This window comes from Burkholderia sp. Tr-20390 (assembly GCF_017104595.1).
In the GTDB taxonomy this organism is placed as follows: domain Bacteria; phylum Pseudomonadota; class Gammaproteobacteria; order Burkholderiales; family Burkholderiaceae; genus Burkholderia.
Genome location: NZ_JAAGPC010000014.1, coordinates 55,836 through 74,478 on the forward strand (window position 1 = coordinate 55,836; position 18,643 = coordinate 74,478).

Here is an 18,643-nt window from a genome sequence, read left to right on the forward strand (position 1 = left end):
TCTTGTTCGCAAGTTCACACAATGACTGCGTGTCAGCCGGACTCGATCGCGAGTCGCGGCAGGCAACGGATCAATGACGCTGTTTCAACGGAGCAGGAAGATGAGCAAACGCAATTCGGTCGAGATCGTCGAGCACTTCTGGCGGGAAGTCTGGCAGGCGCGCAACCCCGACGCGGTGGACGCACTCGTCGCCGAGGATTTCGCGATCACGTCGGGGGGCGTGGTCATCCGCTCGCGCGCGGCATTCAAGGCGTGGGTCGCGACGTTCCTCGCGAGCATCGACGACTTCCGGTTCGACGTCGTCGAAACGTTCCAGAACGAAGCGGGCGACCGCGTCGCGAGCCGCTGGCGCGTGACGGGGAAGAACAACGGGTTCATGGGATCGGCGCCGTGCGGGTCGCCCATCGACATGACGGGCACGGCCGTCTGGCACGTGCGCGACGACGGGCTGCTTCAGCACAACTGGGTCGAACGCAATGCGCTCGAGGTGCACCGGAGCCTGAAGGGGGCGCAGTTGTAACGCTCGGGCGCGGCGAGCAAGCGCGCTCGCCGTGCCACGCGCGAATCGATCAGGCCGAACGCTCCGCGCCGCCCAGATCAATCCGCGCGCCGCCGTCACCCTCATCCGCTTCGATCCGCACCTCCCCCGTCGCGGCGACGATCGCGTCGTACACGTCGTCGGTCACGCACACCACCGGCACCGCGATCGCATACAGCTCGGCCGCCACGATCGCGCCGATCGAGATGATCAGGTCGCGCTCCTTCAGCACGATCGCGACCGGCCCCGTGCCGTTGCGCACGGCTTCCGCGAGCACGCTGCTGCTCGAACTCGAGCCCTTCGCGTGCGGCATCACCATCACCTTGCCGGCGAGGCTCGCGCCGGCCTGCGGATGGCCGCGATCGACGATCTTTCCGGCGCCCGAGTCGTAGCCGCCCCAGAAGCTGAGCGGCTTGTCGAGCACGAACGGGCGCGCGCATGCGCTGCCCGGCACGAGCGTGTCGCCCGTCATCATCTTCCCCGTGGCTTCAGTCACCGAATCGCACCTTTCCTTCGTACGCCGAACGCACGCATTCGCGCATGCTGCCGTACGCGACCGTCACGCCGATGTTCGCGGGCGCATACGACGCCCATTTCCCCGAATTGGTCATCACGAGCCCCGACAGTTGCTTCATCACCGGCGTGATGTACGTACAGGTATCGACGACGATCTGGATGCCGCGTGCCGCGAATTTCTCCGCGAGGCCGGCCTCCTCCAGTTCCCACAGGATGAACCGGCTCGTGTTCACGTAGAAATCGCAGGCCGGCTTGCCGTCGAACGCATCGAGCAAGGTATCGAGCGTGCGGAATTCGGCCAGCGAGAAATGCGGCGTGCCGAGCGCCACCGCGACAAGCGCATCGCCGGCCGCGCCGTGGTTCAGCGTGCGGCGAATCTCGTCGAGATCGGCCATCGCGACATCGACCGTGCGTTGCGCCGCTTGTCCGTGCAACGCGGCATCGAGCGTGGGGGCTTCAGGTGTCACGCCGACCGCATGGAACAGCGCGACAGCACCGCTCGACGCGGCGGCCGCGCCAAGTGCCTTGAGTTCGTCTTCCGTGGTGTCCGCCGGCAGCCCGACGATCGCCGGCACGACCGCGCCCGCGATCCTGCCGATCAGCAGCCCGAGTGCGGCGAAATAGATGTCGCGTGACAGCAGGCGACTGAAATCCGGTGCGTTGAACACGATCCGCGCCGCGCGATTCGCTTCGACATGCAGCCCCGCATACGGCGCACGCCCGGTGATCGCCGCGGCCAGGTCGAGAAAATCGCCGTACCGGCTCGTCCGCGCGCCGAGCACCGAGTTCGCGAACACGATCGCGTTCGATTCGGCCCACGCGATCTGCTCGCCTTTCGCGGGACGGTTCTTCAGTTGATAGGGCGCGCACGTGAAACTCGATTCGCAGCCGAGCTGCAGATGCGCATCCATCAGGCGCTGCGCATCGCGCTGGATCGAGCGGTCGCCGTGGTACAGCTCGGGATGGATCAGGTCGAGCGACCCGACGTTCAGCGTGGTCGGCACCGCGACCTTCGCGCCTGTGTCGACGAAATACTCGACGAAGTCGAGGCTGGTCTGGCCGTGGTACAGGCAGCCGTCGATATGGGCAGACGTAATGTCGATCAGGTGCGGCGCGGACATCACGTGCGCCGTGCGCGCGACGATCCGCATCGCGCGTGCGACGCCCTCGCCGAAATCCCCGCGCAGCATGGCGCTGTCGCGGTCACTCAACTGCAGCATCGGTGGCTCCTCTGACGCGTGCCGACGGCGCCGGCGCGTGAAATCCGTCAGGGGACTCTACAACTGGAAATAAAAACTGTCCAGATCACCATCTATCCGGACATTTTCAAAAACCAATTTCCGCCATTGAACGCTGCCGACGCAACCAATGGCTCGAATTCCGCGCCAGTTTGTCGCCAGCCCGCCGCCTAGCGTTCCGCGGTCACACTGAACAGTTCGTCGCGCAGCGCCTTCGCGCGGTCGCGGCCGAACTGCGTCTCGAATTCGTCCTGCGCGGCCTGCCATGCGACTTTCGCTTCAGCGAACGTGCGCTCGCCCAGCTTCGTGAGGCTCAGCGCATGCGCGCGCGTGTCGTGCTCGGACGCGGCCGTCGCGACGAAGCCGTCGCGCTGCAGCGGCTTCAGCGCGCGCAGCAGCGTCGTGCGGTCCATCACGAGCGTATCGGCGAGTTCGCTCATCAGCAGGCCGGGCTGGCGCGTCAGGTTCGCCATGATCGAGAACTGGGCGGGCGTGACGCCGACCGGGGCCAGATGGCGCTCGTACAGTTGCGTGACGAAGCGCGCCGCCTGACGCAGCGCGAGGCAGTTGCACGCCTGGGCAATCGAGGTGTCGTTCATGTTTCGCAATTTATATGTGCATATGCATAAAGTCAATGTACACTCCGCCGTAACAAGGCCGGCGGCCGGCCTCGCGTCAAGGAGACGGACATGGACTACATCGACAAGCTGCGGGTTTTCCGGTCGGTGGTGGAGATGCGCAGCTTCACGCGCGCCGCCGACATGCACGGCCTCGCACGGCCGGTCGTGTCGCGCGCGGTCGCGGATCTGGAAGCGCGCTTCGGCAGCCGGCTGCTGCACCGGACCACCCGCCAGGTGTCGCTGACCGAAACGGCCGAGCGCATCTACGAGCGCTGCGCGGCCGTGCTCGACGAACTCGACTCGCTCGAAGCGGAAGCGCAGTCGCCGACGCGCGAGCCCGAAGGCCTGCTGCGGCTCGTCGCGCACACGACGGCCACGCTGAACCGGCTGGTGCCGCTGATCGCCGGCTTCAAGGCCGCGCACCCGAAAGTGCGCCTCGACGTGACGCTGACCGAGCGCCCCATCGATCTCGTCGGCGAAGGCTACGACATCGGTATCGTCGTACCGTACATGCTGACGAACGAATCGACCGTCGTGCGGCTGATCGAGCGGATTCCGCTCGTGATCGTCGCGACACCCGCATACCTGCGCGCCCATTCGCGCCCGGTCGCGCCGGCCGATCTCGCCGACCATCCGTTCGTGCCGATGTCGCCGTCGCTGCGCCGGCCCGCGCTGTCGTTCCGCGTCGACGGCAACACGCTGACCGTGCCGTTCCGCTTCGACATCTCGTCGAACAGCCCCGTCTTCAACCGTGAAATGGTGATGCACGACTTCGGCATCGGCGTCGTGCCGAGGACGCTCGTCGAGGCCCAGCTTGCGTCGGGCGCGCTCGTGCAGTTGCTGGCCGACGCCGATCTCGTCGATGCGTCCGTCGAGATCAAGCTCGCCTACGCGAACCGCGCGCTGCTGCCCGCGAAGGTCAAGGCGTTCATCGACTACACGGCCGCCTATTGCGACCGCGAAGGCTGGATCGTTCCGGCGGCAGCCTGACGCCGATTGGTACAGCCGCGACAACAATCTGATCGTGCCCCGCCGCTCGCTTCGCGCCGCATTGCCTCCTAACATGTGTACATGCACAAGATGACGCTCACCGATGACGATTGCTTCGCGGTCCGGCAAGCCGCCCGCCGGATCTCACAGTTCTACGAGCGTTATCTGTCGCGGGCGGGCGTGACGCCGTCGCAGTACAGCATTCTCGCGCTGCTGCGCGACCGGCCCGGCTTGACGATGGCGACGCTGTCGACCGTGCTGGTGATCGAACGCACCGCGCTGCTGCGCGCGCTCAAGCCGCTCGTCGGCGCGGCGCTGGTGGCCGGCCGGATCGAGCCGCGATGCCGCCGCCAGACGTTCGCGCTGACCGCGCACGGCGAAACGAAGATCGCCGACGCGCACGTGCACTGGCTCGCCGCGCAGGAAGCGTTCGAGCAACGGTTCGGGTCGGCGCAGGCGGCCCGCCTGAGAGACGAATTGTTCCGGATCACGCACAACCTGCCGGAACGCTAGCCCCTTCCCCGATCGACGACATGCCGTCGATCGACTTGATAAGTGCATATACATAGGTGAATCGATGGAAACGACCCAAGCCGCTGCCTCATCCCGTGAAGCAGCCACACTCGACCAGCCCGCGAAGCAACAGCGTCGCGTGCCGTGGATGCGCATCGCGGTGGGTGCCGTCATCATCGTCGTCGCCGCCGCCGCGCTCGACTGGCTGTTCGTGCTGCGCTTTCAGGAAAGCACCGACGATGCGTATGTCGGCGGCGACGTGACCGTGCTGGCGCCGAAGGTCAACGGCTTCGTCGACAAGATCCTCGTGACCGACAACCAGCGCGTGAAGGCCGGCGACGTGCTCGTGCAACTCGATGCGCGCGACTACGACGCGAAGCTCGCGCAGGCCAGCGCCGAAGTCGACAGCGCCCGCTCCGCGGTGACCGAACTCGAGGCGAAGCAGCAACTGCAATTCGCGGTGATCGGCCAGCAGGCGGCCGAGAAGAATGCGTCGTCGGCCGAGCTGACCCGTGCCGCGTCGGACCGCGTGCGCTATCGCGAGCTCGTGAAATCCGACGCCGTGTCGAACCAGATCGTCGAACGCGCGGACGCCGACTATTCGAAGGCCGGCGCCGCCGTCGACCGCAGCGACGCCGCGCTGCTCGCATCGAAGCGGCAGCTCGACGTGCTCGGCGCGCAGCTCGCCGACGCGCGGGCCCGCGTGAACACCGCGCTTGCCGCGCAGCGCGTCGCCGCGCTCAACGTCGAATACACGACGATCCGCTCGCCGGTCGACGGCTACGTCGGCAACCGCACGGGCCGCGTCGGGATGCTCGCGAACGTCGGCGTGCCGCTGCTGACGGTCGTGCCGGCATCCGGGCTGTGGATCGACGCGAACTTCAAGGAAGACCAGCTGCGCAAGATGCATGCGGGCGATCGCGTCGACGTGTCGCTCGATGCGTCGAACACGAAACTGCACGGCCGCGTCGACAGCCTCGCGCCCGCCACCGGCGCGACCTTCAGCGTGCTGCCGCCCGAGAACGCGACCGGCAACTTCACGAAGATCGTCCAGCGCGTGCCGGTGCGCGTGCATCTCGACCCGCAGCCGGGCCTCGACCATGTGCTGCGCCCCGGCCTGTCCGCGGTCGTGACCGTGCATACCGATCACGCGAACTGAGCGGGAGACGACGATGACCACCGCGTTTTCCGGCGACCCGGCGTCGCAACCAACCAGGCAGCGCGTGTTCGCCTTCGCGCTGATGTGCGTCGGCTTCTTCATGGCCACGCTCGACATCCAGATCGTCGCGTCGTCGCTGCGCGACATCGGCGGCGGGCTTTCCGCCAGCCAGGACGAACTGTCGTGGGTGCAAACCGCCTACCTGATCGCCGAGATCATCGTGATCCCGATGTCGGGCTGGCTGTCGAAGGTGATGTCGACGCGCTGGCTGTTCGCCGCATCGGCGGTCGGCTTCACGATCACCAGCATGCTGTGCGGCGTCGCGTGGGACATCAACTCGATGATCCTGTTTCGCGGGCTGCAAGGCGCGCTCGGCGCCGCGATGATCCCGACCGTGTTCACCACCGCATTCGTGCTGTTCCCCGGCAAGCAGCGGCTGATCGCATCGACGACCATCGGCGCGCTGGCCTCGCTCGCCCCGGCGATCGGCCCCGTGATCGGCGGCTGGATCACCGATCAATGGTCGTGGCACTGGCTGTTCTACCTGAACCTCGTGCCGGGCATCGCGGTGGCCGCACTCGTGCCGCGCTACGTGCACATCGACGAACCCGACCTCAGCCTCATCAAGCGCGGCGACTATCTCGGCATCGTGCTGATGTCGGGCTTCCTCGGCTGCCTCGAATACGTGCTGGAGGAAGGCCCGCGCAAGAACTGGTTCGGCGACGACGCGATCGTGATCTGCGCGTGGATCTCCGGTATCTGCGGTTTCCTGTTCATCGTGCATGCGCTGACCGCGAAGGATCCGATCGTCGACCTGCGCGCGCTCGTCGTGCGCAACTTCGGGATCGGCAGCCTGCTGTCGTTCGTGACCGGCATCGGGATTTTCGTGACCGTGTTCCTGACGCCGCTGTTTCTTGCGCAAGTGCGCGCGTTCAGCTCGCTGCAGATCGGCATGGCGCTGCTGTCGGTCGGCGCGTTCCAGCTGATCGCGCTCTGTGCGTATGCGTTCGCCGCGCGCTACTTCAGCCTGCGCGCGCTGCTGGTGTTCGGGTTGATCTGTTTCGGGCTCGGCTGCTACCTGTACACGCCGATCACGCACGACTGGGGCTGGCGCGAACTGCTGCTGCCGCAGGCGCTGCGCGGCATCGGCCAGCAGTTCAGCGTGCCGCCGATCGTGACGATGGCGCTCGGCTCCTTGCCGCAGTCGCGCCTGAAATCGGCGAGCGGCCTGTTCAACCTGATGCGCAATCTCGGCGGGGCGATCGGCATCGCGGTGAGCGCGACGATGCTCAACGACCGGCTGAACTTTCACTACCTGCGCCTGAACGAGCACGTGAGCGCCGGCCAGCCGCAGATCGCATCGCTGCTCGATCGCCAGGCCGCGTACTGGACATCCGTGGCCGGCAACACGCTGGACACCGCGCAAGCCGGGCTCGCGAACCTGCATCACCTGATCTATCGCGAGGCGCTGACGCTCACCTATGCGGATGCGTACTACGCGCTGTCGTTGTGCTTCGTCGTCGCGCTGCTCGCGGTCGTCTTCTCCAAACCCATTTCCCTGAACGCGCCGCCGCCGGACGCGCACTGAGGTTGAGGTCATCCCCATCATGAAAAAACTTCTCGTCGCCCTTGCCGTCAGCGCACTCGCCGCAGGATGTGCGGTGCAGCCCGCGCAGCATCCGGCGCTTCAGGATTCGGTTCGGACGCTCGCGCCGGACGCATGGGACACCGATGTGCCGCGCGCGGACATCGACGCCGCCGCGTGGTGGGCGCAGTTCCACGATCCCGCGCTCGACCGGCTGATCGCCACCGTGCTCGACGGCAACCTCGATCTGCAGGCCGCCGCCGAACGCGTGAAGCAGGCGCAGGCGCTGACCGTGCAGAAGCGCGCGGTGCTGCTGCCCGAACTCGACGCGACCGCGCATGCGGCCGACGCACGGCAGAACACGCCGCCGCCGCTCGGCTATGTGCGGCAGGCTGGCGCCGGGCTCGCGCTGAGTTGGTCGCCGGATGTGTTCGGCGGTGAACGGCTCGATCTGCTTGCCGCGCAGGCCGAGCTGGTTGGGCAGAAGCATGCGGAGGATGCGATGCGGCTCGCGCTCGCGGCCGATGCGGCTTCCGCGTATGTCGATCTGCGCTGGGCGCAGCAGGAATTGAAGATCCTGCAGGACAACGCGAAGATCCGGCAGCATGCGCTCGAACTCACGCGCAAGCGGCAGGCGTTCGGGCTGTCGACCGAGCTTGACGTCACGCGTGCGCAGAACCAGCTCGATGCGCTCGAAGCGCGGATTCCGCCGACGCAGGCGCAGATCGCGCATCAGCTCAATCTGATTGCGGTGTATTCGGGGAGGACGCCGGAGTCGGTCGATCGGCTCTTGCTGGTACAGGCTGGGGAGATTCCGGCGCCGCCGGTTGGCGCGCCGGGAACGTTGCCTTCGCAGGCCTTGCTGCGGCGGCCGGATGTGCTGACGGCGTATGCGCAGGTCGAGCGGCGGGCGGCGCAAGTCGGCGTGGCGAAGGCTGAACGGTATCCGAAGTTTTCGTTGAACCTGACGGACGGGATTCTGGCGGCTTCTTATCTCGGGTTGCCGACGTTGACCGATAACCTGTTCAGTGCGGCGTTGAGCGCGACGAGCCCGATTTTCAATGCGGGGCGGATTACGGCCGATATCTCGCAGAGCGAAAGCCGGATGCGCGAGTCGGAACTCGGGTTGCGGCAGACGATGCTGCAGGCGTTGCGGGAAGTCGAGGATGCGCGGGCGAATCTCGTCAGCTCCGATGAGGCGACGCGCAGGCTGGGTAGTGCGCTGGCTGCATCGGACAAGGCGCTTGGGTTGGCGAATCAGCTTTATAAGGGCGGCGCGACGGATTTTCTGGATGTGCTGTCCGCGCAGGAGGTTTATCTGCGGGATTCGGATTCGCTGAATCAGGTCAAGCGCGAGCATGCGCTGGCGGCGGTGGCGCTGTATCGGTCGCTTGGGGGTGGGTGGAGCAGGAATGACGCGGCGGGTGGGCCGGAGGTGGAAGCCGTGGCGAAGAACTGAGCGGTGCAAGTCTAGATCTGCTCTCTCAGTCAGCGTCAGGTTGGCTCTGAGCTTGCTTGAACATCACCTCATCAAGGGCGGTGATCGACCCGGAGCGGACAATTACGACCACCCCGGACGGAGCTTTAAATCAGGGCTCGTCGCCACAGGTCGAATGTATGATTATTGGAGCGCTCGGTAGCCTTGATTCAGAAATCGCCGACATATCCAGGCGCTGCCATGGCGAGCACTGTAGATGTTCTTTGCCACGAAGAGTATTAAAGCCGCAATCAAAAAGGCCAGACGGCCGGAGGAACAGAGGAGACCGGAGGCAGCATCGACAGCGGCCATCCGCCCTCCTTGAACAACCAATCCTTCGGAGTATGCCCAGATTGTGCCGAATATCAGCGCAGACCAGTTGAAACCGAGCTTCACGCGCTGCTCCGGCATTATCGGATGGATCATTAAGGTTGACGGCATCGTAGATAGGGAATTGATTATGGCGATATATCGATTATCGCCCTGGAAACGACGTTCTTTAGACGTCCGGTCGCGAATGATTCAATACTGGACGGATATTTTGGACAATCCTGACCTCGCTGTCGACTGACCGCTCATGGCCGATTTTCGCCGACGTGATCAGGCTGAATCGTTACAATCGCCCAGATGCCCCCTTCGACAGCGTCGAATTCGAGACATGCTGACTTCCTATTTCTGGAGCGGCGACGCCATCCGCAGTCGACGCGTAAGTGACATCGTTCTATCAGGCACGGTCGACGTGCCCGTTCCCTCCGCACGCGTGCTTGCAGACTGGGAACGAGAAACATCGTCGCGGCTCGTCCTGGAACCCGGGGACGTCGAGGCGATGCCTTTGGCGCGAACGCAAGCGCGCTGGCCGGACTATAAGCGCTGCGTGCAGGCCATGTCCGACTGGACGTGCGCACTAGGACTGCCCAACGTGCTTGCCTCCAGCGACGTAGCCCTCATGGCCTGTCGTGGCGCGAAGTACCACCATGACGGTGCGCAATATGGCGGTGCGGCCTTCTGCAATCTATTCCTGAGCGAGGACCGGGGGCTGGACTTGCATTTTCCGTCTACGGGCCATCGCATTCCCCTGACCCGGGGGACAGCTGTGATATTCGATACCGGCCAGCCTCATGGCGTCATTCAGCGCGGCAGCAGCGGCTTTAATGCGGCCGACTTCGCGACGGACCAGGATTGCATCCAGATATTCCTGACTTGGGAGCTTCCCATCGAAGATGCCCATGTCGGGCAAGCACTGAAAGTCGTCTTCGACGTCGCCCCTTCGACCTCGCTGCACCTGGATGAGGAGCAAGTCTGGTCGAACGGCGCACCAGCCGCTGTGTGTCCAGAATCTGGCCGCTGGTACCCGGTTGACTGATTGTTCGGAACACACCGCGGCGTTGCCGCGGCACGCCGGACAGACTTCTGCTCAGCAGGATAGACGCAAGCAGCGAGCGCCGTTGGGCTAACGTCAGCGATTTCAGCCATTGCAATCGAACGGATGACGCGGCGCCGCCACGCCGTAAAGTACCGGGCCATCTCTAAAAGTTCGGCGAAGTGATCGCTGCCGGCAGTCTGGCGCTGATCAATCGTCGACTACCGCGCGACACGATGCGGACGGCAACCCGAACTGGCCACGCGGCTTGGCGACAGGACGCGCCGCGCTCAGAGGAAGCGCCTGACCAGCATCGTCACCCACCGCCACGCACCGCCGCAGCCGACGGCCCGGCAGCGCGCATCGGGATCCGCCAGAAGGCGGCCATTGGCGTCGCTCACCAAACTCGAGTTGCGCAGGAAGTACGCCACGCTGTCCTGCAAGGGATCGAGCCCGTCCTCGGGGGTGTCGATCCACAGGCCGTTTTCGGTATTCAAGCGGGCCGACAGCGAATCGAAATTGAAACTGCCGAGATAGTATCGATGGCCGTCGATGAGGACCAGCTTGGCGTGCATCATCCGGTTCTCCCGGTCGGAATATTCGCGCACCTCGATTCCGGCATCGACCAAGCCGGGCAGATCGTCGGCATAGGCGCGCCCGACCGCGGGGAATTCCTGCGTGATGCTCGCCAGCGACGCGCTCACCAGGATCACGTGGACACCTTCGCGCCGCTTGCGCTCAAGCGCCTCGCGCAGTTCCGGCACCAGGATCAGGTAGGGGTTGATGATCAGGATTTCGTGCTGCGCCGTATCGAACGCATGCAGCATGTCCTGCAACGTGCCTGGCGAGCGCTTGTCGGGCCAGTCGTGGACATAGCGCAGGCGCTCGCAGGCGATCGGCATCCAGACGGGATCGAAATTCGCCCCGGGAGCGGGCGGAGCGGCGGGATCATCGGGCGTATCGGAGGCAGTCGGTGTATCGGTAGCGACCCGCTCCGTCGCCCGGGCCGCAGCGTCGGGCGGAGCCATCAGCCATTCGCGCCAATAACGGATGCGCGCCGGGTCCAGCGTCGCATAACCCTGCGACACGCGATAAGGACTGGCGACTTCGAGGAATTTTTCCGGCTCGGGGCGAACCCCTTCCGGGCTATTCCAGAACGAAGCGAAATGCTGGTACATGGCGTGCAGGGAAGAAGCATCCTGGCCGGCGTCGCCCGACACCATCAGGTCGCGCTCACTGAGCCAGTTGCGGAAGCTCGCATCCCAGATCGAGGTACTGCCGATCACGGCCGTGTCCCCAACCAAAAACAGCTTGTCATGCATGCGATGCGAAATCTCGACGAGATCCGATCGTGGATGGAAGATTCGGAGTTCGATGCCGGGCGCCACCTCGTGCAGGGCGACAATGAGCTCGTCCTCGAACGGGTAATGCGGCTCGGGGCCGATGCCGTCGATCAGCAGCTTGACCGGCACGCCTCGGCGCGCGGCCTCGACCAGATGACGCAACAGCAGGCCGCCGGTCTGATCGATTTCGAAGATGTAGGCGAGGATGCGGATCTGTTCGGCAGGTGTCGCACGGTCGACCAGCGCAATCCGCGACTGCATCAACTGACCGTCGTCGAGACTGGCGACCAGGTCGACACATTGCGCGTGGCCGTGCTGAGAAAAGGCAAACACGCATGCCAGAATGAGCGCCAGGCTTTTCGTTGTGGTCATGATGTGGCGAGCGGGTTCGACGTGTCTTTGGCCCTGCGTCCTTGAAAGTCTGGAGGACTTTGTCACGTCAGCACGGTCAAGTAGCTCACTGTTCTTCGAGAAGGTGAACAGAACAGCCAGCCCAAGATCGTTACCGTGGACACGAGCGGCGCGAATCTGGCCGTACCTTAAGCACGCAGCAGACATGACATCAGCGCAGTTGAAAGAACGGCGTTCCGGAAAGTCCGATTGTCGTCGATCCATGAGCACTATTCCAACGAACGCTCATGGCCGAACCGAGTCAGACAATCTGACGCCATCTGCCTGGTCCAGTCCAGACTGATACAACTGGCCACCGGGATGTGCAGGGTTGGCGGGTCACTGAATGGCCCCACTGCCCTGCACGATGCGATACCGTGCAGGAAAAGGTCACTCACTGCCTGACATCGCGTACGACAAAGTACAGGTCTTTGGTTTTCGCATTCAGCAAGTATCCGCCGTGAACATTCTGATACGCCCCGCTTCGCCCGAGTCCGTCGAAATTGAAGCTCACGCATAGATAGCGCTGACGGTCGACCGTTGCCATGCTCCACTCGGCCAGCGCGGGATTGAATGCAGTCGGCTTGATTCCACCGTTATTTCCAACGGGTATCGCCGCAGACAGTCGGTAGAGCTTGCCCGCGTAGATAAGCGCCTGCGTCGACTTTCCTTCAGCGTAGCCGACGTCGGCACCCTCATGTTTGACGACGTAACTGGCGTTGAAACCGTCTGCGTAGTCGCTCTCTTGCGACACCTCGTGCGTGTTGATGTCCTCGATCGCAATGGACGACGAGACGGACTGCGCCATCAGGCAGCTTTTCACCAGCCCGTCGCCCGGGGGCGCTGCCCATCCGACGCCGGACGCGGCCATGACCGCGACGGTCAACCCGATCTTCTTCATCAATATTCGTTCTCACGCCGATTCGGCGGGTGACATGAAGTCGCGCCGACATACCGCTTCTCGATGTGGGCGGGACCGACTGGCCTGCAACTCATCGGCGTGCAGCGCGGACGCCCGCGCCGCCGCCTCTTGCATCCGCGAATTACAGCGGCGGCCGCTTCAGCTTCACCCAGCGCTGCACCGACGGCCGCTCCCACTGCGCACGCGCATAGTCGGCGAGACGCTGCGGCACCGGATCGTCATTCAGCACCAGACGGTTCAGCATCACCGCCAAATCGACATCGGCAATGCTCCACTCGCCGAACAGGTTCGCCGCGCCCGGTGCGAGCAGCTTGTCGGCAGCCGCGAACAGCTTCTGAGCGGCAGCCTGCGCCAGACTCGACAGCGGCTCGCTCGACGGCCCGTAGAACAGTACTTCGGTCGACCGCTCCGTCCGAACCGGCATCAGGTCGCTGCGCAGCCACGCCTGCACCTGCCGCGCCCGCGCGCGCTGGCGCGGCTCGACCGGATAGAGCCGCGTGCCCGGGAAAGTCTCGTCGAGATACTCGGTAATCGCCGACGATTCCGACAGCGCGAAATCGTCGTGCACGAGCGTCGGCACACGTTGCGTCAGCGAGGTCGCCGCGTAGTCGGGCGCGAAATGCGCGCGGTTGCCGAGGTCGACGGTCACCAGTTCGTAAGGCAGCGCTTTTTCCTCGAGCGCCACGAAGACCGACATCGCGTAAGGGCTCGTGTATTGCGTATCCGCGTAGAGACGGAGATGACCGGTTTGCACTGCTGGCTCCTTGTGGGTGTGGAGGCCGGCGGCTGCGCGTTGATGCGCCGACGGGCTCCGGGTGGGTCGATGCGGTTGCGTGACAGGTTAGCAGCGGCGGGTTACGCGGCGCTTGTGGTTTTGTATGGGCTGTTGCTGCGTCGTCACGCGGCGTCGGGCCAGCGGTAGCCGATCACCTCGTTCAACGGGTACGCGAGTTCGCGTACTTCTTCCAGCTGATTGCCGCCGAAGAGATATACCTGTTCGTCGTCGTGGCGCAGGTAGAAACCGACATGCCCTTTCCAGCTCGCGGGATCGTCGCGGGTCAGGATTGCAATGCAGCCGTAGACCGGGCGTTCCAGCGGCCTCCCCCATTCGAGCCACGAACGCGCAAGCGCCGAGCCCGTGCCGCGTATGCCGGCGTGCGTCATGCACCAGTTGACGAAGGACGAACACCAGGAAATCTTGTCGTCGTAACCGACCAGGTTCGTCTGGTTGTTGTATTCGACGATGCGCGGGTTGATGCTGCCGGGCGGATGGCGGCGGATGCCGAGTTCGGCCATCGCGACGGGCATCCACGGCGGATGCGCCGCGTCCGGTTTGCTCTCAGGGTTGAATAGGGTCACGTCGTTCTCGGGCGAGTGTGTTGTGCGGTCAATCTTCGCATGAATGCGGTGACTGGGGCACCCTGCTTCCTTGTGATTTCCTTTCGATCCGCTCGTATCATATCGGCAGCCTCCTCGACCTCCCAAGCTGCCATGCGCATCACGCCCCTGCCGCCCCTTCAGTGCCTCATCGCGTTCGAAGCCGCCGTACGGCATGCGAGCTTCACGCGCGCGGCCGCCGAGCTGCACCTGACCCAAAGCGCGATCAGCCGGCAGATCCAGCAGCTCGAGGAATTCCTCGGCCGCTCGCTGTTCGTGCGCGAACATCGTTCGCTGCGGCTGACGATCGCCGGCGAGCAATACGCCGCGCAGGTGCACCATCTCCTCACGCAATGCGCGGAAGCCACGCACGATGTGATGAAGCCCTACGGCGATCTCGAACTGACGATCGCGTGCTCGTCAGGTGTCGCGCTGCTGTGGCTCACGCCACGCCTGCCCGAGTTTCGCGCCGCCTATCCGGACATCAAGCTGCGGCTGATCGTGCGCGACGGGCTCGCATCGATGTCGCCGGCGGAGTTCGACGTGGGCGTGTACTACGTGCGTCAGCAGGCGCCGGCCGAATACACCGCGCGCCGTCTGTTCGACGAGGAAGTGTTTCCCGTCTGCGCGCCGGGCTACCTGGCCGGCCGCACGCTCGATGCCGTCGATCTCGCGAACGAGACGCTGCTGCGCCTCGAGGACGGGCAGCGTCAGTGGATGTCGTGGTCCGAATGGTTCGACCAGAACGACATCGACCGGCAGAAGGCGCAGCCGCAGGACATCACCATCAACTCGTATCCGCAGATCGTGCAGATGACGATTCTCGGCCAGGGCGTGTCGCTCGGCTGGCGCTACATGATCGACGCATGCATCGAGGCCGGGCTGCTCGTGCGCGTGACCGACGCCTCCGCGAGCCACGGTGGCGGCTACTACGTGATCTCGCCCAACGACCGCGCGCAGAACCACGCCGCACGCCTCTTCACACGCTGGCTGTTCGAACAGGCGGAGCGGCAGACGGCGCCCTGACCCATCCGAAACGCAACGCATGCGCCCAGCGCATGCGTGCATGCAAATCTTTCGTTTCAGAAAAAAATCGCGCTGTCCTTAGCATGGGTTCACGCGGGGCAGCCGTCCCGTCTTCTGATTCCGATAGAGGAAGAGACCATGCAAGGAACGCTTTCCCCGCGCGTCGCGCCTGCCGTCGATGCGGCAGTGCAGCAGCGCCGCCGCGCCATCGTCGCGACCGTGATCGGCAATGGTCTCGAATGGTTCGATTTCACCGTCTACAGCTTCTTCGCGGTCATCATCGCGAAACTGTTCTTTCCGACCGGCAACGAACTGACGTCCGTGCTGCTGACCGTCGCGACGTTCGGCGTCGGCTTCTTCATGCGGCCCGTCGGCGGCATCGTGCTCGGCATCTACGCGGACAAGGTCGGGCGCAAGGCCGCGCTGTCGCTCACCATCCTCATGATGGCCGCAGGCACCGCGCTCATCGGGCTCGCGCCGACCTACGAACAGGCCGGTATCGCCGCGCCGCTGCTGATCGTCGTCGCGCGGCTGCTGCAAGGCTTCTCGGCCGGCGGCGAGATGGGCGGCGCCACCGCGTTCCTCACCGAATACGCGCCGCCGGAGAAGCGTGCGTACTACTCGAGCTGGATCCAGTCGAGCATCGGTTTCGCGGTGCTGCTCGGCGCCGCGACCGGCACCTTCGTCACGACCTCGCTCGACGCGCAGGCGCTGCATAGCTGGGGCTGGCGGCTGCCGTTCCTGCTCGGGATCATCGTCGGGCCCGTCGGCTACTACATCCGCAGCCATATCGACGAGACGCCCGCCTTCAGTGCCGTCGAAGCGCAGGCGAAAGAAAGCTCGCCGCTGAAGGCAGTGCTGTCCACCTACCCGCGCGAGACGTTCGCGAGCTTTTCGATGGTCATTCTGTGGACCGTCTGCACCTACGTGCTGCTCTTCTACATGCCGACGTATTCCGTGCGCACGCTGCACCTGCCGCAATCGACCGGTTTCGCGGCCGGCATGGTCGGCGGGCTGATGATCATGTGCTGCTCGCCGATCGTCGGCCGGCTCGCCGACGTGTGGGGACGGCGCGTGTTCCTGTCCGGATCGGCGCTGGCCATCTTCTTGCTCGCTTGGCCGATGTTCGCGTGGATCAACCATGCGCCCGGGTTCATGTCGCTGATCGTGTTCCAGGCCGTGTTCGGCGTGCTGATCGCGACCTACACGGGGCCGATCCTCGCGGCGTTCGCCGAACTGTTTCCGACCAAGGTGCTGTCGACCGGGCTGTCCGTTGCCTACAACTTCGCGGTGACGATCTTCGGCGGCTTCGCGCCGTTCCTGATCACGTGGCTTATCGCCCGCACCGGCAGCAACATGGCGCCTGCTTTCTACGTGACGCTCGCGGCGGCCGTCAGTTTCATCGGCACGCGCTTCGTGAAGGACGCCAAGCGTGGTGCTCCCGTAAATCGATAAGGATCTCTATCCATGACCATTACCGTGCTTCAAGGCGGCAACGTACTCGATCTCGAACGGGGCGTGCTGCTCGAACATCATCATGTCGTGATCGACGGCGAGCGGATTGTCGAAGTCACTGATCGGCCGGTGGATTTGCCGAATGCGCAAGTGATCGACGTGCGGGGCAAGACCGTGATGCCGGGCTTCATCGATTGCCATGTGCATGTGCTGGCTTCGAATGCGAATCTCGGTGTGAATGCGACGCAGCCGAATATTCTCGCGGCGATTCGGTCGTTGCCGATTCTCGATGCGATGTTGTCGCGTGGGTTTACCAGCGTGCGGGATGCTGGGGGTGCTGACTGGAGCTTGATGCAGGCGGTCGAAACCGGGCTGGTGTCGGGGCCGCGGATTTTTCCGTCGGGAAAGGCGTTGTCGCAGACCGGCGGGCATGGGGACTTTCGGCCTCGCGGGGATTTGCTGGAGCCTTGTTCTTGCTGTTTCAGGACGGGGGCGATCGCTCGGGTCGTGGACGGGGTCGAAGGTGTGCGGCTTGCGGTACGTGAAGAAATTCAGAAAGGCGCGACGCAGATCAAGATCATGGCGTCAGGTGGCGTGGCTTCGCCGACCGATCCGATTGCGAACACGCAGTACTCCGAGGACGAGATTCGCGCCATCGTGGATGAAGCCGAGGCCGCGAATACTTATGTGATGGCGCATGCGTATACGGGGCGGGCGATTGCTCGGGCGGTGCGATGTGGGGTTAGGACGATCGAGCATGGGAATCTCGTGGATGAGGCTGCGGCGAAGCTGATGCATGAGCATGGCGCGTTTGTGGTGCCCACGCTTGTTACTTATGACGCGCTTGCCAAACACGGTGCGGAGTTCGGGATGCCGCCCGAATCGGTGGCAAAGGTGGCTTCCGTTCAGCAGAAAGGACGCGAATCGCTGGAAATCTATGCGAACGCCGGCGTGAAGATGGGGTTCGGGTCGGATCTGCTCGGGGAAATGCATGCATTTCAAAGCGGGGAGTTTCGGATTCGGGCTGAGGTGCTGGGGAATCTGGAAGCGCTTAGGTCGGCGACGAGCGTGGCGGCGGAGATCGTCAATATGCAGGGGCAGCTTGGGGTGGTGGCTGCGGGAGCGATCGCGGATCTGGTCGTGCTCGATGGGAATCCGCTTGAGGATATCGGCGTGGTGGCCGGCCAGGGCGAGCGCATCGAATATGTATTGCAGCGAGGGGCGCTTGTGAAGCGGCAATCCGGTGGGCGTTGATTTGATGATTTGACGCCATTCGGCTGTTTCGGCAGGCGCCATGTCGCCTCACGGACCTTGCGGTCGTGACAGTTGTTGAAGGTGGCTGGAGGTGTGAGTCGCGGCGTTTGCGGCAATGGCCGGGGCGGTGTCGCCCCGGCAGTCAGTCGCATTCGGGAAACGCCTGCATTCCACTCGCTAGGGCCGCATCAAGCGGCCCTTGCAGGTGTTATAGCGTCGACGGTCCACGGTCAAGATCGTGGTACGGCTGCTCTCGCAACGCCAACTGGCTGTAATCCGGCGTGATCGTGATCTGCCGGGTCGCGTAGTTGGCGTCCACGTATACGCGGTCGCCAGGCTTGAATCCGAAGATCTTGAAATCAATGTCGATCGCCTTCATCCACGGCAGATACGGCCAGCCCCGCTTGGGAAGGTCCGGGTAGTTGCGCAGGACCAGCTCAAACGTCTTTTGCATGTTGACCGGTTTGTTCTTTCTACGACGTGGCTTAGTATTGGCGTCAGCCATTTCCGACTCCTTGGGTGAGTTGGTGGTGGTCAGCGGGTCGTATGGGTTGCCGCCCATGCGGCCCGCGCTTCTTTGATGCCTTGGGTTTCTCCTTCTTTCTCCCCTCTTCGCTGCGTCTTGTTGGGCAAGACGACTTGCGGTCGACCATCGGCGCGAAGGGGACTGCGTTCTGCTTCCGATGGCGAGAAGCATGGCTTCAAGACCAGTGTAGTCGGGCGGGCATCTCAGAAATGGGGGATTGAGGGGGATTGGCCGTTAGGTATAGGGACCGGCGTGCGCCTGCCTGATGCTCCGGGTCGGTGACTTGGCGGACTTGTATCCAAAGAATCGCTAAGACCGATCCATCCCGAACGATTTCAATTACGGGAATACCTC

Annotated in this window: 19 protein-coding genes; 10 read left to right on the plus strand and 9 right to left on the minus strand. The window is 64.2% G+C overall.

The window, feature by feature from the left end; genetic code table 11:
• Positions 1 to 100 precede the first annotated feature (100 nt).
• Positions 101 to 520, plus strand: a complete 420-nt coding sequence (locus tag G3N98_RS06630; protein ID WP_175236986.1) for an ester cyclase — start codon at positions 101 to 103, stop codon at positions 518 to 520.
• A gap of 49 nt (positions 521 to 569) precedes the next feature.
• On the opposite strand, the gene G3N98_RS06635 is transcribed toward G3N98_RS06630, so the two are convergent.
• The 3 genes from G3N98_RS06635 to G3N98_RS06645 all read right to left on the minus strand — a co-directional run bounded on the left by G3N98_RS06635 (position 570) and on the right by G3N98_RS06645 (position 2,891).
• Positions 570 to 1,034: a DUF126 domain-containing protein gene (locus tag G3N98_RS06635; RefSeq protein ID WP_206147687.1), complete on the minus strand. Its 465-nt coding sequence runs from the start codon at positions 1,032 to 1,034 to the stop codon at positions 570 to 572.
• Complete coding sequence (locus G3N98_RS06640; protein ID WP_206147688.1) at positions 1,027 to 2,274, minus strand: aconitase X; 1,248 nt, start codon at positions 2,272 to 2,274, stop codon at positions 1,027 to 1,029. The genes G3N98_RS06635 and G3N98_RS06640 overlap by 8 nt, the downstream gene beginning before the upstream one ends.
• Positions 2,275 to 2,462: 188 nt before the next feature.
• Positions 2,463 to 2,891 carry a MarR family winged helix-turn-helix transcriptional regulator gene (locus G3N98_RS06645; RefSeq protein ID WP_089428109.1) on the minus strand — a complete coding sequence of 143 codons (429 nt, stop codon included), beginning with the start codon at positions 2,889 to 2,891 and terminating at the stop codon, positions 2,463 to 2,465.
• A gap of 90 nt (positions 2,892 to 2,981) precedes the next feature.
• Here G3N98_RS06645 and G3N98_RS06650 point away from each other — a divergent pair, with 90 nt between their 5' ends.
• The 5 genes from G3N98_RS06650 (at position 2,982) to G3N98_RS06670 (ending at position 8,618) form a co-directional block, all read left to right on the plus strand.
• Entirely contained in the window at positions 2,982 to 3,902 is a 921-nt protein-coding gene (locus tag G3N98_RS06650) for a LysR family transcriptional regulator (protein ID WP_206147689.1), read from the plus strand.
• An 81-nt stretch (positions 3,903 to 3,983) separates the two neighbouring features.
• Entirely contained in the window at positions 3,984 to 4,415 is a 432-nt protein-coding gene (locus tag G3N98_RS06655; RefSeq protein ID WP_069250988.1) for a MarR family winged helix-turn-helix transcriptional regulator, read from the plus strand.
• A 64-nt stretch (positions 4,416 to 4,479) separates the two neighbouring features.
• Positions 4,480 to 5,574, plus strand: coding sequence for an HlyD family secretion protein (locus G3N98_RS06660; protein ID WP_206147690.1), 1,095 nt, complete (start codon positions 4,480 to 4,482; stop codon positions 5,572 to 5,574).
• A 13-nt stretch (positions 5,575 to 5,587) separates the two neighbouring features.
• The gene (locus G3N98_RS06665; RefSeq protein ID WP_175236981.1) at positions 5,588 to 7,162 is read left to right on the plus strand and encodes a DHA2 family efflux MFS transporter permease subunit; all 1,575 of its coding nucleotides are present in this window, start codon (positions 5,588 to 5,590) and stop codon (positions 7,160 to 7,162) included.
• A 19-nt stretch (positions 7,163 to 7,181) separates the two neighbouring features.
• The gene (locus G3N98_RS06670; protein ID WP_206147691.1) at positions 7,182 to 8,618 is read left to right on the plus strand and encodes an efflux transporter outer membrane subunit; all 1,437 of its coding nucleotides are present in this window, start codon (positions 7,182 to 7,184) and stop codon (positions 8,616 to 8,618) included.
• A 162-nt stretch (positions 8,619 to 8,780) separates the two neighbouring features.
• On the opposite strand, the gene G3N98_RS06675 is transcribed toward G3N98_RS06670, so the two are convergent.
• Positions 8,781 to 9,032, minus strand: a complete 252-nt coding sequence (locus G3N98_RS06675) for a hypothetical protein (RefSeq protein ID WP_241025782.1) — start codon at positions 9,030 to 9,032, stop codon at positions 8,781 to 8,783.
• A 262-nt stretch (positions 9,033 to 9,294) separates the two neighbouring features.
• Between G3N98_RS06675 and G3N98_RS06680 the strand changes: the two genes are divergently transcribed.
• The gene (locus G3N98_RS06680) at positions 9,295 to 9,999 is read left to right on the plus strand and encodes a hypothetical protein (RefSeq protein ID WP_206147692.1); all 705 of its coding nucleotides are present in this window, start codon (positions 9,295 to 9,297) and stop codon (positions 9,997 to 9,999) included.
• 287 nt (positions 10,000 to 10,286) lie between these two features.
• Here the strand turns inward: G3N98_RS06680 and G3N98_RS06685 are convergent, their stop codons facing one another.
• The 4 genes from G3N98_RS06685 to G3N98_RS06700 all read right to left on the minus strand — a co-directional run bounded on the left by G3N98_RS06685 (position 10,287) and on the right by G3N98_RS06700 (position 13,959).
• The gene (locus tag G3N98_RS06685) at positions 10,287 to 11,711 is read right to left on the minus strand and encodes a phosphatidylserine/phosphatidylglycerophosphate/cardiolipin synthase family protein (protein WP_241025783.1); all 1,425 of its coding nucleotides are present in this window, start codon (positions 11,709 to 11,711) and stop codon (positions 10,287 to 10,289) included.
• 412 nt (positions 11,712 to 12,123) lie between these two features.
• A complete protein-coding gene (locus G3N98_RS06690; protein WP_206147693.1) occupies positions 12,124 to 12,630 on the minus strand; it encodes a hypothetical protein in 507 nt (168 codons plus the stop codon).
• 142 nt (positions 12,631 to 12,772) lie between these two features.
• Positions 12,773 to 13,405: a glutathione transferase gene (yfcF, locus tag G3N98_RS06695; protein WP_206147694.1), complete on the minus strand. Its 633-nt coding sequence runs from the start codon at positions 13,403 to 13,405 to the stop codon at positions 12,773 to 12,775.
• 143 nt (positions 13,406 to 13,548) lie between these two features.
• Positions 13,549 to 13,959 (minus strand): TIGR02594 family protein, encoded by a 411-nt coding sequence (locus G3N98_RS06700; protein ID WP_089428115.1) that lies wholly within the window; start codon positions 13,957 to 13,959, stop codon positions 13,549 to 13,551.
• Between the two features lie 183 nt (positions 13,960 to 14,142).
• Here G3N98_RS06700 and G3N98_RS06705 point away from each other — a divergent pair, with 183 nt between their 5' ends.
• From G3N98_RS06705 to G3N98_RS06715, 3 genes are all read left to right on the plus strand, one after another.
• A complete protein-coding gene (locus tag G3N98_RS06705) occupies positions 14,143 to 15,054 on the plus strand; it encodes a LysR substrate-binding domain-containing protein (protein WP_206147695.1) in 912 nt (303 codons plus the stop codon).
• Positions 15,055 to 15,192: 138 nt separating this feature from the next.
• Positions 15,193 to 16,509: an MFS transporter gene (locus G3N98_RS06710; RefSeq protein ID WP_206147696.1), complete on the plus strand. Its 1,317-nt coding sequence runs from the start codon at positions 15,193 to 15,195 to the stop codon at positions 16,507 to 16,509.
• Positions 16,510 to 16,521: 12 nt separating this feature from the next.
• On the plus strand, positions 16,522 to 17,763 hold the full coding sequence (locus G3N98_RS06715) for an amidohydrolase family protein (protein ID WP_206147697.1): 1,242 nt from the start codon (positions 16,522 to 16,524) through the stop codon (positions 17,761 to 17,763).
• 208 nt (positions 17,764 to 17,971) lie between these two features.
• Here G3N98_RS06715 and G3N98_RS06720 read toward each other — a convergent pair whose 3' ends face one another.
• Positions 17,972 to 18,268 carry a hypothetical protein gene (locus G3N98_RS06720; RefSeq protein WP_089429160.1) on the minus strand — a complete coding sequence of 99 codons (297 nt, stop codon included), beginning with the start codon at positions 18,266 to 18,268 and terminating at the stop codon, positions 17,972 to 17,974.
• Positions 18,269 to 18,643: the final 375 nt, after the last annotated feature.